Origin of the sequence: Streptomyces sp. NPDC087845 (genome assembly GCF_044742755.1) — a bacterium.
Lineage (GTDB): Bacteria > Actinomycetota > Actinomycetes > Streptomycetales > Streptomycetaceae > Streptomyces.
In genome coordinates this window covers 746209-758855 of sequence record NZ_JBIUVC010000001.1, presented here as the reverse complement: position 1 = coordinate 758855, position 12647 = coordinate 746209, and the positions used below count along the sequence as shown (strand labels likewise).

Genomic DNA, 12647 nt, shown 5'->3' with positions numbered 1-12647 from the left:
GTGCCGCAAGTGCCGCAAGTGCCGCAAGTACCGCAAGTGCCTGCCGGCCCGCACGGCACCGACGCGCATTGCACACGGTGACGGCTCCGTGCCACGTGCCCGAGCGGCCGGCGAGCCGGGCACGATGACGGTGCGTGTAGGTACGGATACTCAGGGCCGGTTTGAGTGATCGTGCGGACATGACGCAGCGCACCCGTGCGTAACGTCTGTGTCGGCAATCTCAGCGAGCACAGCAGACGCAACTGGGGCGCTTACCCGGGCGGCGCCCGGGTCACGGGGGAGGACACGCGCATGGCGTGGGACGAGTGGGAACAGCTCAAGGCGCAGGCCGTCGAGCGGCACACCACCCATATGCAGATCAACAGTCTTCGGGGAGAAGGCGGTGACGCCGAGCCGTCCGGCGGTGGGGGCGGTACCGGCACGCTCAAGCACAAGGGCGGCCCGTGGACGCAGGCGGCCGGCACGGCGGATGATCTCCAGACCGGCACGATCACCGCAAAGACCGACCTGCGCAGAGCTCACGACGGCACTGTCGGCGGTCTGGCCGGGCTGTCCAGCCTCGGAGCACTCAAGTCTGTGCTCACCTCGTGGGACGAACGCCTCGGTCGTGTCCGTGAGGAGTGCAGCTCTCTGGAGCCGAAGCTGCGGCAGGTGGCCGTGGACCTCGCCGAAGTGGATGCCGGGGTGGGGGACGGAGTGAAGGCGGTCACGGTGCCGGGCACGAGGAGGGGCGAGTAGACCGTGGGCACAGCATCCGGGCTGACATGGCAGCGGCTCCGCGACCTCGAACTGTCGGAACTGACCGATGCCGCCGACGGCTGGCGCGCCGCTTCCGTGTTCGCCGATGCTGCTCGCGAACGCGTCGACGGCGACATGAGCGGCAAGCTCACCAAGACCCAGGACAGCGAGTCCGCCCGAGCAGCCGTCAAGCGATTGAAGCGACTGAGCGAGAACTACCACTACGTCCGCACCGAGACCGGCCTCGTCCGAGGCGCCCTCGACGGGCTCGCCAGTGAACTCGGCACCCCGCAGCGTCGGCTGCGCGAAGCCCTCGGCGACGCCGCCTCTCTCGGATACACCGTCAACGACAACGGCAGCATCGACTACCCGGCCGATGGCAAGAACGAGATGACCGGCGAGACGATGCCCGGCGGCTCCGTGGTGGGCAACAACGGCCTCATCGGTGCCGGAAACCCGGGGTTGTACCGCGATGCCAACGGCATGCTGGACCCGGCTCTGGGCCCGGGTGGTCCTGTACTGAAGAGTCCCAATCCGCACCGTGCCAAGGCCCAGGACGTCGCCGACCGCCTCGCCCACGCCTTGCGGGAAGCACGCGAGATCGATGAGCGGTACAGCTCGGCACTCAGCAAGCTCAAGGCAGCCCCGGGCCTCACGGTCGACACCAAGACGTGGGCGGACATGGCCTTGGACGTCGATGCGGTGAGCCAAGCCGCCCACAACTACTTGGCGAAGCACCTTCCGCTCGACAAGTCGCCCGCGGAACGCAAGGAGTGGTGGGACCACCTCGGCAAGGAGCAGCGGGAAGAGTACATCTCCGCGTTTCCGGAGCTGATCGGGAACTTGGACGGGATTCCGGCGCTGGTACGCGATGAGGCAAACCGCGAAAATCTTCAGATGCTCATCGGGCAACTCGACGGGAAGCACGATGACGCTTCCCGAGACATGCTGGGCGGTCTGAAGAAGATCCAGGAGAAACTGGAGAAAGGCAGCGAGCCGCCGATGTACCTGCTGGGCATCGGCGACGAGGGAAACGGCCGAGCGATCATCGCCTATGGCAACCCCGACACCGCCGACAACGTCTCAGCATATGTCCCTGGGCTCGACACCAAGTTGGACGCAGATTTCGCTGGTGGAACGGTCAACCGAGCGCTGCAGACAGCCATTGGTGCGCAAGAAGCCGACCCGTCCAGTAGAACCTCGTCGATCGTGTGGCTCGGATACGACGCGCCGCAGATGACACCGAGTGATCTGGCCAGCGGTAAAAGCGTGATGTTCACGAACGACGCCCAGGCGGGAGCCCCTGACTACAACGCGTTCATGGAGGGAATCTCCGCAACGCACGAGGGAGGCGACCCGCATGTCACCGCCATCGGACATTCCTACGGCTCCCTCACGGTCGGACTCGCAGCTCAGGAGAAAGGCGGCATCCCCGGCGCCGATGACATCATCCTGGTCGGAAGTCCCGGCACCGGCGCGGGCAACGCCCAGGACCTCAACGTGGGTAAGGGGCACGTGTACGTGGGCGCAGCCGAAAACGACATCGTCACCAAACTCCCGAACCACGACGAAGTATCTGGCATGGCCTCCGGCGCGGTCGGTGGAGGGTCGGCCGGATTTGTTCTGGGAGCCGGCATGGCAGGCCCGCCGGGAGCGGTTATCGGTGGCGGTGCCGGGGCCATCGTCGGAGGTATCGGCGGCTACATGGCGCAAGACGCACAGACCGACCCCAGTGAGCATTGGTTCGGTACCGACCCGGCAAGTAAGGATTTCGGAGCCACGCGGTTCATGGTGGACGACGGGGCAACCATCGTGGAAGACCGCGGAGAGATGTCGGCGCATTCGAATTATTTCAACCCGATGAAAGATCAGGCATCGGCCGACAATATTGCCAATGTTGTGGTTGGTAATTCCGACAGGATCACCTTGGAGGCGCCTCGATGAGGATTTTGGGAGCCGTGATGCTGGTGGCTGGAGCACTGCTCCTGACCGGATGCGGTGCATCAGGCGAATCGACTGCGCCGGAGGAAAAGATGAACATGCAGGAAGCAGCGGTGCGGGCGGACGAAATCCTCGATGGGACTTTCGCCGCCATCAAGCCGCCGGTGCACTGGACGCATGGGCAGTCGACCGAAGGCGGATGTGACGTACAAAGGCGCCGAGCGGTCATGACGATCATCTCGGAGGAACGCCGGGGGAGCTTCCTGGGGTTGATCGAGCGCTACTGGGAGAGTCAGGGATATAAGCAGCTCGCAGTGAACAACTCGAAGAGTCCGGCCATATACTACAGGACGCCCGACGGATTCAATGTGCGCGTTCTTGTCGGCAGTAACGGGCAAGCCTTTTTCGAAGTTGCGACGCCTTGCGTGAATGCTTCCAAGGTGTCTCCGCCGAAGGCGGAGACAGTCGGCCCGAACTATGCCGGAAAGGATATCCCTTTTCCTGACGTCAGGTCGGATTTCTGGTCCGTGAAGAGCTCTCCCTCTTCCCGTACATGACTCTTGGGCAGGGCGGCGGCCTTTGCCGGGTGATTCCGCGTGCTGTGTGCTGTGTGCTGCCGCAGGTGATGCGATGGAACGGATCATCAACAGGCTGCCCAAGGTGGCCCCGAGGGCATGAACCGCCCCCGGGACCGGCCGTCGCCCGGCTCAGTCCATGAGTGAGGCGATGAGGATCCGCTGTATGTACGTGATTCCGGAGTCGGCTCCGGTGGGGTTCAGCGAATAGACCACCCGGTGTCCGAGATCCCGGGTGGCGAAGAACCCGTTGTCCCAGCCGGGCCGCGACCCCGTCTTTCCCCAGACGGACTGTCCGTTCGGCAGCTTGTACCGCATCAGTCCGCCGATGCTGAAGCAGGCTTTCCCGTCGGCGCAGCTGGTGTTGGTGGTGGCACTGGACGCGTGGGGGACCGCGAACACCAGCTTCTGCTGGGCGGGCGGCAGCAGCCTGCCCCGGAACAGAGCGGTCAGGAAGCGGTCCAGGTCGGCGGCGGTGGAGATCATGCCGCCCTCGGCCCACGGGTACGGGCTCTGCTCGGTGACCTCGTCCCCGTCGACGTACACCCGGGCGTGCGGCGAGGGAATGGTCGGGTCGTCGGCAGCGGGCAGGCTCGTGTGACGCAGTCCCAACGGCCGGATGATGCGGTGCCGGAGTTCATGGGTGAAGGAATGGCCGGTGACCTTCTCGACGATCAGCCCGAGGGCGAACGCGTTGAGCCCGTTGTACTGCTGTACGGAGCCCGGCTCGGGCGGTGTCTCCGAACGGTCCGCCGCGGCGGCGAACGATGCGCTCAGCAATCCGGTCGGGGTCACCGACCGCAGCCACCAGCCCGCACCGTCGTCCGGGCCCGGAGTCCTGGCGGGCCGCGGAAAGCCGCTGGTGTGGTCGAGGAGCCGGCCCACGGTGACCCGCTCGTACATGGCAGGGACGAGCGTCGGCAGGTAGGCGCGGACGGGGGTGTCCAGCCCGATCCGTCGCTCGGCCACCAGCTGGAGGACGACGGTCTGGGTGAAGATCTTGGTGGTGCTGCCGATCCTGAAGTAGGCGTCGGGGACGACCGGCCCCATGGTCGCGCCGACACCGTCCCGCCTGATCAGTGCACCCGTGTAGACCGATTTCGGCAGCGCGTCGACGATGTCCTGCGCGGACGGGCTCGCGGGGGCGGTCGCCCCAGCGGTGTCCGGGCGCGGTTCCGCCGCCGTTGCGGGCAGGGCCGCACCCAGGACGAGGGCGGGGGCGACGAGGGCGGGGGCGAGACGGCTTCGCATGGGCTGGCTCCAGTGGGGAGAGTTCGGCGGATGCCCTCAACTCTCCTTCGGTACCGGGACGTTGATCGGGAATCACCCTGAAGCGTCCCTGAGCGATCCTCGCTGTCCCCTTGGGGAGTCTCCCCCAGGCCCGGGTGGCCCCCGGAGCCACAGGCCCGCAGTCCCCCGGAGTCGCAGGCCCGCAGCCGCCAGGGGCTTGGGGGGCCGTCCCGGGCGGTTCCTGCCGGCCCGTCGCGGCCGCGACCGGGTCGCCGCGTGTCCTACGCCCGTTGACCGGCGTCCGCGCGCGGACGCCGGTCGTCCGCGTCCTCCTCGGCGCACTGGCCGCCGGTGGCGACCACACGCCCCCCGGTCCGGGGCCGCATCAGCCGCATCCGGGCCAGCACGTCGGTGATGGCGAAGTCGTAGCGGGGCTGGAGCAGCAGAAGCAGGCCCAGTCCGCAGACGAACGCGACGGCGAACAGCATCCAGGACTTGGCGCCCCGCGCCGAGTAGGCCACGATCCCGAACGAGAACAGCGCCGACCAGAAGTACATGAGAAGGACGGCCCGGCGTTGCGAGTGTCCGAGCTGGAGCAGCCGGTGGTGGAGGTGCCCCTTGTCGGCGGAGAAGGGGGACCGTCCGTTCCACGTACGCCTGACGACGGCGAGCACGAGGTCCGCGACCGGCAGCGCGATGACGGACAGCGGAAGCAGCAGCGGAATGTAGACCGGCACCATCGCGGCCGACCCGGACGTACCGTCGACGGTCTGCTTGAGGAGGCTCGGATCGACCTCGCCCGTGACGGAGATGGCGGACCCGGCGATGAGCAGCCCGAGCAGCATGGACCCGGAGTCCCCCATGAAGATCCGGGCCGGGTGCGTGTTGTGGACCAGGAAGCCGAGGCACATGCCCACCAGGATCGCGGAGGTCAGCGTGGTGGCCGCGGCGGCCTCGATCCCGTAGCCGTACCAGAGACGGTAGGCGTACAGGAAGAACGCCGTCGCCGCGATGCCCACCGTCCCGGCGGCCAGCCCGTCGAGCCCGTCGACGAAGTTGACCGCGTTGATGGTGAAGACGATCAGTCCCACGGTCAGCAGGGTGCCCTGCCAGTCGGCGAGGTAGATCCCGTCGGTGCCCGGCACCGGGAGCCAGAGGATCGTCAGCCCCTGGAACGCCATCACACCGGCGGCCAGCAACTGCCCGCCGAGCTTGACCAGCGAATCGAGCTCCCACTTGTCGTCGAGCACCCCCAGCAGCCAGATCAGCGTGGCACCGGACAGCAGCGCCCGGGGCGTCGAGCTCTGGGTGAAGATCTCCTCCAGATGCGGGAGGTGCGAGGCCACCAGGTATCCGGCCAGCAGCCCGCCGAACATGGCGATGCCACCGAGGCGTGGAGTGGGTTCGCGGTGGACGTCACGTGCCCGGATCTCGGGCATCGCCCCGACGGCGATGGCGAACTTCCGTACCGGACCGGTCAGGAGATGGGTCACCGCTGCCGTGATGAACAGCATGAGCAAGTAGTCCCGCACGGGCGGCCTCACATCCCGGCCCAGCAGGCCGATCCCTGAACAGTCTTTTCCGGTTCTTCCGGGCTGCTGCGCAGGGCGGGACGACGGGGCAGCTGGCGAGTCCGGTGCGGCGGCACCGGAGTCCGGGCCCCGGTCGAGGCCCTTCACTGCGCCCCGGCGAGCGTAACCCATGCGGATTCAGGTACGACGGGGAGCCGGAGCGGCCCGGGTGCCGAGGCGTACGGACCGCGTCCCGGCCATGAGCACCGTGATCACCGCGAGCGCCGCGGTCGCGGCGCCGAGGAGCATGAGCGCCGACACGGACACGTGGTCGAGGACGGCTCCGCCCGCCAGGGCGCCGAGGGCGAGGGTCGCCTGGAAGGACGAGGTGAAGAGGACGGACGCCGCTTCGGGTGCGTCCGGCGCGGCCCGCGCGAACCAGGCCTGCGAGCAGACCGGCACCGCACCGTAGGCGACGCCCCAGACGACCAGCAGGACGACGGCTCCGGCCCGTCGGTCGCCGAGGACCGGGAGCAGTGCCGTCGCGGTGGCGATCAGTCCCGCGGCGAGGGCGACCGCGACGCGCGGACGGCGCGGAACGAGCGCGCCGCCGGCGAAGTTGCCGACGATCCCGGCGGCTCCGTAGATCAGCAGGAACACCGTGACCAGCGCAGGGCCGACGTGAGTGACCTGTTCCAGGAAGGGAGTTACATACGTATACATGGCGAAATGAGAAAGAACCAGGAGAACGGTGAGGAACAGTGCGAACCGGGTTCCGCTCCTGCCGAGCGCGGTGCGCAGCACGCTCGCGCGGGTGACCGTTGCCGGGGGCAGGGCCGGAATCACCAGGAGCATCAGGACGAGTACGGCCACGGTCACCACCCCGACCACCGCGAATGCCGTCCGCCAGCCGGCCAGGTCGCCGATGAGCGTGCCGGCGGGGACGCCGAGCACGGAGCCCAGCGGGACCGCCGAGAAGATCACCGCTGTCGCTCCGGCGACCGATGCGGGGCGGACCAGCCGCCCGGCCAGCCCGGCGGCGATGGACCAGAAGCCGCCGATGGTGATCCCGACCAGCACCCGGGAGACCAGGACGAGTCGGTAGTCCGTGGCGGCGGCGGTGAGGAAGTCGGCCAGGGCCAGCAGGAGCATGAACGCGCAGAGCATCACCCGGCGGTCGACGCGCGCCGTGGCGACGGTGACCAGGGGCGCGCAGACCGCCGCGAGGAGTCCGGGCATGGTCATCATCAGGCCCGCCGTGCCGTGCGAGACGGCGAAGTCGGACCCGATCGAGGTCAGCAGGCCGATCGGCAGGATCTCGGAGGTGACGAGGGAGAAGATGCCCAGCATCACGGCGAGCACGGCGAGCCGGCCGTGCACGGGGGTGCGGGGCGGGGTGGCGGTTCGTACGGAGGGGGTGGTGGCCGAAGTGGTCATGGCGGGTGCCGTCCTGTGCTCGGTGACGCAAGGGCTGTTCGCCCCAGTTCACAAGCGGCGGCCCGCGGTGTCCGGCAGGTTCGCGACGTCAACGGCGCCCGCCCGGTGGTGAGGTCGGGTTTCCGCCGGGAACGGCGAAGGGCCGTCGCTCCCGAGCGGGGGAGTGACGGCCCTTCGCCGCGCGCCGAGAAGGCGCTTGTGAATCCGAGAACTCGCCGGACCCGTACGGTCCGGTCGGCCCGGTGGATTCGTCGAACTCAGAGAACGCGGACCGCGCCCGACGGCGGGTCGTAGGACAGCGGGCGCTGCACCACACCGGTGCTGGAGTTCTGCGCACCGACGAACTGGCCGCCGCCCACGTAGATCCCGACGTGGTACGCGCTGCCCGCGCCGCCCCAGTAGAGGATGTCGCCCGGCTGGAGGTTGCTCAGGGAGACCTGGGTACCCGCGGTGGACTGGGCCTGCGAGACGCGCGGCAGGTCGACGTTGATCGAACGGAACGCGGCCTGGACGAGGCCGGAGCAGTCCCAGGAGTTGGGGCCGGTGCCGCCGGGCACGTACGCGTCGCCGACCTGGGCCTTCACGAAGGCGATGACGGACGCGGCGGAGCCGGTCGCGCTCGACGAGGAGGACGAGGACGAGGACGAGAACGAGGCGGCGGTGGTGGTGCCCGCGGTCGAACCGGAGGTCGCGCTGAGCGTCGTACGGGCGGCGGTGCGGGAAGCGCGCTCGGCGGCCTCCGCCTTCTTCTTGGCGGCGGCCTCCGCCTTCTTCTTGGCCTCTGCCTTGCGGACCGCCTCGGCCTTGGCCTTCTTGGCGGCCTTGGCCGCGGTGGCGGCTGCGGCGTCCTCCTGGGCCTGCGTCTGCAGGTCCTGGGCGACCTGCTGCGTGGCCTGGGCGGACGCGGCGACGGCGGTGGAGAGCCCGGAGGTGATGGTGGGCATCTCGATGGTCTGGGTCACCGGCTCGGCCTGGGCCGGACCGGCAGCGCCTGCGACCGCGATGGTGCTGAGGACGCCACCGGCAACTCCGGCCCGCAGCGCCGTCTTCGGCGCGTTTCGGCGGGGCTTCCGGTGGCTGGGTATGTGAGCGGTGTGGGACATGAGTACTAGCGCTATCAGGGCTCCGGGGCTCCCATCAAGAAACGTGTGTTGCGACACAGTTACGTACGGAATCTGTGAATCCGCTTTCCGGTGGCCCTTATTGACGCCGTAACGGGCAAACCGGGCAGTGTCGATCAACGCTGTGATCACGGACTTTCGGCAATACGCCCGAATTGCCCGCCACTTACCATCCGTTCACGTCGATGGCCAAGCCCGCTTTTGCTGGAGCCGCAGCGAAGTGACGCAGGTCACAGTGAGATCGGGACGCGAGTGCGGCGTGACCGCGGGGTGAGGGGTGTGGGTGCGCCTGGTGTCCCGAGGCTCCTGATTCCGGGCCCCCGATTCCGGGCCCTCGATCCCGGGGCCCCTCGATTCCGAGTGCGCCCGGCGCCCTGGGTGCCCCTGGATCCCGAGCGCCCCTGGGGTCGGGCGCCCCGCCCCCCCGGACGTCCCCGGCGCCCCGAGCGCCCCCGGCACGCGAACGTCCCCGGCACCCCGGGCACCCCCGAGCACCCTCGCCCCCTGGACGTCCCCGGCGCCCCGGCCGTCCCCGAGCAGCCCCGGCCCGCCCGGACGTCCCCGGCGTCCCGAGTGCCCTCGGCACCCCGAGCGCCCCCGGATGCCGAGCACCCCCGGCTCCCGGGTGGCCGCGCATCAGTCCCGCCCGTTCACCCCGGCCATTCGTCCCGAAGATCGTGAATGCGTGCACACGTCCACTTCGCTCCCCCGGAACCCTCGTCGGGGTGAGCCCAGAGTGGGACGGATCCCCATATCACGCTCCGGACGTCCATTGCCAATTTGCTTCTGCGGGTATCTGATTGTTAGAGGAAAACCTCCTTGACCAGCGAAGACAGCATCGAATGTCACGTCTCGTGATCACTCGGCCGCTTTGCGTACGAAGATCACCGGTCAGACGGCTTCGTGACCCTTCGCCTGGTGGTGGAGATCACAAACTCGTTGTCGTACCCCGTGTCGCAGATCACAGGACGGCGGGCATAGGATGCGGGGCAGTCGGGCTTGTGAACTGCCTCACATGTACACGATCTTGGTGGGGTGGCGAGCCGAATCGCCCGATGCGGTCCAACGGTCAAGGACGACTGGAAGGAGCGAGGAGCGTGAATGCCTACGCGCCCATCCTCGTGCTCGGCGCCCTCGGGGCAGGGTTTGCGATCTTCTCCGTGGTCATGGCCACGCTTATCGGCCCGAAGCGGTACAACCGAGCAAAGCTCGAAGCGTACGAGTGCGGTATCGAACCCACCCCGACTCCGGCCGGAGGCGGCCGCTTTCCCATCAAGTACTACCTGACGGCGATGCTCTTCATCGTCTTCGACATCGAGATCGTCTTCCTCTATCCCTGGGCGGTCACCTTCGACGCCCTGGGGATCTTCGGGCTCGTGGAGATGCTGCTCTTCGTGCTCACCGTCTTCGTCGCCTACGCGTACGTATGGCGTCGCGGCGGCCTGGAATGGGACTGAGGGGCTGAGGGGCACACCATGGGACTCGAAGAGAAGCTGCCGAGCGGCTTCGTGCTGACCACTGTCGAGCAGGCCGCCGGCTGGGTACGGAAGTCCTCCGTCTTCCCGGCCACCTTCGGCCTCGCCTGCTGCGCCATCGAGATGATGACGACCGGGGCCGGGCGCTACGACCTGGCCCGTTTCGGCATGGAGGTCTTCCGCGGATCGCCACGGCAGGCGGACCTGATGATCGTGGCAGGGCGGGTCAGCCAGAAGATGGCGCCCGTCCTGCGGCAGGTCTACGACCAGATGCCCAACCCCAAGTGGGTGATCTCCATGGGGGTTTGCGCATCATCGGGCGGAATGTTCAACAATTATGCCATTGTTCAGGGTGTTGATCACATTGTCCCGGTTGATATTTATTTGCCGGGCTGCCCGCCGCGGCCCGAGATGCTGATGGACGCGATCCTCAAGCTCCACCAGAAGATCCAGACCTCCAAGCTCGGGGTCAACGCGGAGGAGGCCGCCCGCGAGGCGGAGGACGCGGCTCTCAAGGCACTGCCCCTGATCGAGATGAAGGGGCTGCTGCGGTGAGCGAGAACCCGAAGCACGACGAGACGGACAACAACGCCGTGCCCGCGCCGCGCGACGAGACCGGCGAGGTCATCGGCGTACGCAAGGGCATGTTCGGCGCCAACAACGGCGGCGACACCTCCGGTTACGGCGGCCTCGTCCGCACGGTGACCCTGCCCGGCGCCACCTCCCGCCCGTACGGCGGCTGGTTCGACGAGGTGGCCGACGAGCTGGAGGGGGCCCTGGAGGAACAGGACCTGCTTCCCGGGAACGCCATCGAGAAGACCGTCGTCGACCGCGGCGAACTCACCTTCCACATCGCTCGCGAGCACCTCGTCCGGGTCGCCCGGACCCTGCGCGACGACCCGGCGCTGCGCTTCGAGCTCTGTACGGGGGTGAGCGGCGTCCACTTCCTCGGCGACAAGGGCCGTGAGCTGCACGCCGTCTACCATCTGCGCTCGCTCACGCACGGCCGGCTGATCCGCCTGGAGGTCTCGGCCCCGGACAGCGATCCGCACATCCCGTCCCTCGTCGAGATCTACCCGACCAACGACTGGCACGAGCGCGAGGCCTACGACTTCTTCGGGCTCGTCTTCGACGGGCACCCCGCCCTCACCCGGATCATGATGCCGGACGACTGGCAGGGCTTCCCGCAGCGCAAGGACTATCCGCTCGGCGGCATCGCCGTCGAGTACAAGGGCGCCCAGATCCCGGCTCCGGACCAGCGGAGGTCGTACTCCTGATGACTACTCCCCACGCAACACCTCGGGCGACGACCGAGGGGACTGTATATACAGTCACCGGCGGCGACTGGGACGAGGTCGTCGAGTCGGCGGTCAAGGCCGACGACGAACGCATCATCGTCAACATGGGCCCCCAGCACCCGTCCACGCACGGGGTGCTCCGGCTGATCCTGGAGATCGACGGCGAGACCGTCACCGAGGCCCGCTGCGGCATCGGCTACCTCCACACCGGCATCGAGAAGAACCTCGAATTCCGGAACTGGACCCAGGGCACCACCTTCGTGACGCGCATGGACTACCTGACGCCGTTCTTCAACGAGGCGGCGTACTGCCTGGGCGTCGAGAAGCTGCTCGGCATCGAGGACCAGATCCCGGACCGGGCGACCGTCCTGCGCGTGCTCCTGATGGAGCTCAACCGGATCTCCTCGCACCTGGTGTGCATCGCCACCGGCGGCATGGAGCTCGGCGCCACGACGATCATGATCTACGGCTTCCGCGATCGTGAACTCGTTCTCGACCTCTTCGAGCTGATCACCGGCCTGCGGATGAACCACGCGTTCATCCGGCCCGGCGGACTCGCCCAGGACCTGCCGCCCGGCGCGATCGACCAGCTCCGCGAGTTCCTCAAGACCATGAAGAAGAACCTGCCGGAGTACGACAAGCTCGCCACCGGCAACCCGATCTTCAAGGCCCGCATGCAGGACGTCGGCTACCTCGACCTGACCGGCTGCATGGCGCTCGGCGCCACCGGCCCGATCCTGCGCTCCGCCGGACTCCCGCACGACCTGCGCAAGACGGACCCCTACTGCGGATACGAGAACTACGAGTTCGACGTCCCCACCGCCGACAGCTGCGACGCCTACGGCCGCTTCCTCATCCGGCTGGAGGAGATGCGCCAGTCGCTGCGGATCATCGAGCAGTGCATCGACCGGCTCGCCCCCGGACCGGTGATGGTCGCCGACAAGAAGATCGCCTGGCCGGCGCAGCTCGCGCTCGGCCCGGACGGGCTCGGCAACTCGCTCGACCACATCAAGAAGATCATGGGCACCTCCATGGAGGCCCTGATCCACCACTTCAAGCTGGTGACCGAGGGCTTCCGGGTCCCGGCCGGACAGGTGTACACCGCGGTCGAGTCGCCCAAGGGAGAGCTCGGCGTCCACGTCGTGTCGGACGGCGGCACCCGCCCCTACCGGGTCCACTTCCGCGACCCGTCCTTCACCAATCTGCAGGCCATGGCGGCGATGTGCGAGGGCGGCCAGGTCGCCGACGTCATCGTCGCCGTCGCGTCCATCGACCCCGTGATGGGAGGCGTCGACCGGTGACCGAAGCACGTCAGGAAGTC

Annotated in this window: 11 protein-coding genes; 7 read left to right on the top strand and 4 right to left on the bottom strand. The window is 68.1% G+C overall.

Annotated features, from left to right (window positions below; translation table 11 throughout):
* Positions 1 to 291: 291 nt before the first annotated feature.
* From ACIOMQ_RS03480 to ACIOMQ_RS03470, 3 genes are read left to right on the top strand one after another with little or no spacing between them, the layout of a single operon-like run.
* Positions 292 to 738, top strand: coding sequence for an amino acid ABC transporter permease (locus ACIOMQ_RS03480; protein ID WP_362195686.1), 447 nt, complete (start codon positions 292 to 294; stop codon positions 736 to 738).
* A gap of 3 nt (positions 739 to 741) precedes the next feature.
* A complete protein-coding gene (locus ACIOMQ_RS03475; RefSeq protein WP_402187728.1) occupies positions 742 to 2682 on the top strand; it encodes an alpha/beta hydrolase in 1941 nt (646 codons plus the stop codon).
* A gap of 17 nt (positions 2683 to 2699) precedes the next feature.
* Positions 2700 to 3236: a hypothetical protein gene (locus ACIOMQ_RS03470; protein ID WP_402187931.1), complete on the top strand. Its 537-nt coding sequence runs from the start codon at positions 2700 to 2702 to the stop codon at positions 3234 to 3236.
* A gap of 150 nt (positions 3237 to 3386) precedes the next feature.
* On the opposite strand, the gene ACIOMQ_RS03465 is transcribed toward ACIOMQ_RS03470, so the two are convergent.
* The 4 genes from ACIOMQ_RS03465 to ACIOMQ_RS03450 form a co-directional block, all read right to left on the bottom strand.
* On the bottom strand, positions 3387 to 4505 hold the full coding sequence (locus tag ACIOMQ_RS03465) for a serine hydrolase domain-containing protein (protein WP_402187726.1): 1119 nt from the start codon (positions 4503 to 4505) through the stop codon (positions 3387 to 3389).
* Between the two features lie 260 nt (positions 4506 to 4765).
* Positions 4766 to 6028 carry an MraY family glycosyltransferase gene (locus tag ACIOMQ_RS03460; protein ID WP_362195698.1) on the bottom strand — a complete coding sequence of 421 codons (1263 nt, stop codon included), beginning with the start codon at positions 6026 to 6028 and terminating at the stop codon, positions 4766 to 4768.
* Between the two features lie 165 nt (positions 6029 to 6193).
* Complete coding sequence (locus ACIOMQ_RS03455) at positions 6194 to 7432, bottom strand: MFS transporter (protein ID WP_402187724.1); 1239 nt, start codon at positions 7430 to 7432, stop codon at positions 6194 to 6196.
* Between the two features lie 257 nt (positions 7433 to 7689).
* A complete protein-coding gene (locus tag ACIOMQ_RS03450) occupies positions 7690 to 8535 on the bottom strand; it encodes a C40 family peptidase (protein ID WP_362195704.1) in 846 nt (281 codons plus the stop codon).
* Positions 8536 to 9650: 1115 nt separating this feature from the next.
* Between ACIOMQ_RS03450 and ACIOMQ_RS03445 the strand changes: the two genes are divergently transcribed.
* The 4 genes from ACIOMQ_RS03445 to ACIOMQ_RS03430 are packed head-to-tail and all read left to right on the top strand — an operon-like array spanning position 9651 to position 12627.
* Positions 9651 to 10010 carry an NADH-quinone oxidoreductase subunit A gene (locus ACIOMQ_RS03445; RefSeq protein WP_003992243.1) on the top strand — a complete coding sequence of 120 codons (360 nt, stop codon included), beginning with the start codon at positions 9651 to 9653 and terminating at the stop codon, positions 10008 to 10010.
* An 18-nt stretch (positions 10011 to 10028) separates the two neighbouring features.
* On the top strand, positions 10029 to 10583 hold the full coding sequence (locus ACIOMQ_RS03440; RefSeq protein WP_189546875.1) for an NADH-quinone oxidoreductase subunit B family protein: 555 nt from the start codon (positions 10029 to 10031) through the stop codon (positions 10581 to 10583).
* Positions 10580 to 11305: an NADH-quinone oxidoreductase subunit C gene (locus tag ACIOMQ_RS03435; RefSeq protein WP_362195708.1), complete on the top strand. Its 726-nt coding sequence runs from the start codon at positions 10580 to 10582 to the stop codon at positions 11303 to 11305. Before ACIOMQ_RS03440 ends, ACIOMQ_RS03435 begins: the two co-directional genes overlap by 4 nt.
* Entirely contained in the window at positions 11305 to 12627 is a 1323-nt protein-coding gene (locus ACIOMQ_RS03430) for an NADH-quinone oxidoreductase subunit D (protein ID WP_362195711.1), read from the top strand. Before ACIOMQ_RS03435 ends, ACIOMQ_RS03430 begins: the two co-directional genes overlap by 1 nt.
* Positions 12628 to 12647 lie beyond the last annotated feature (20 nt).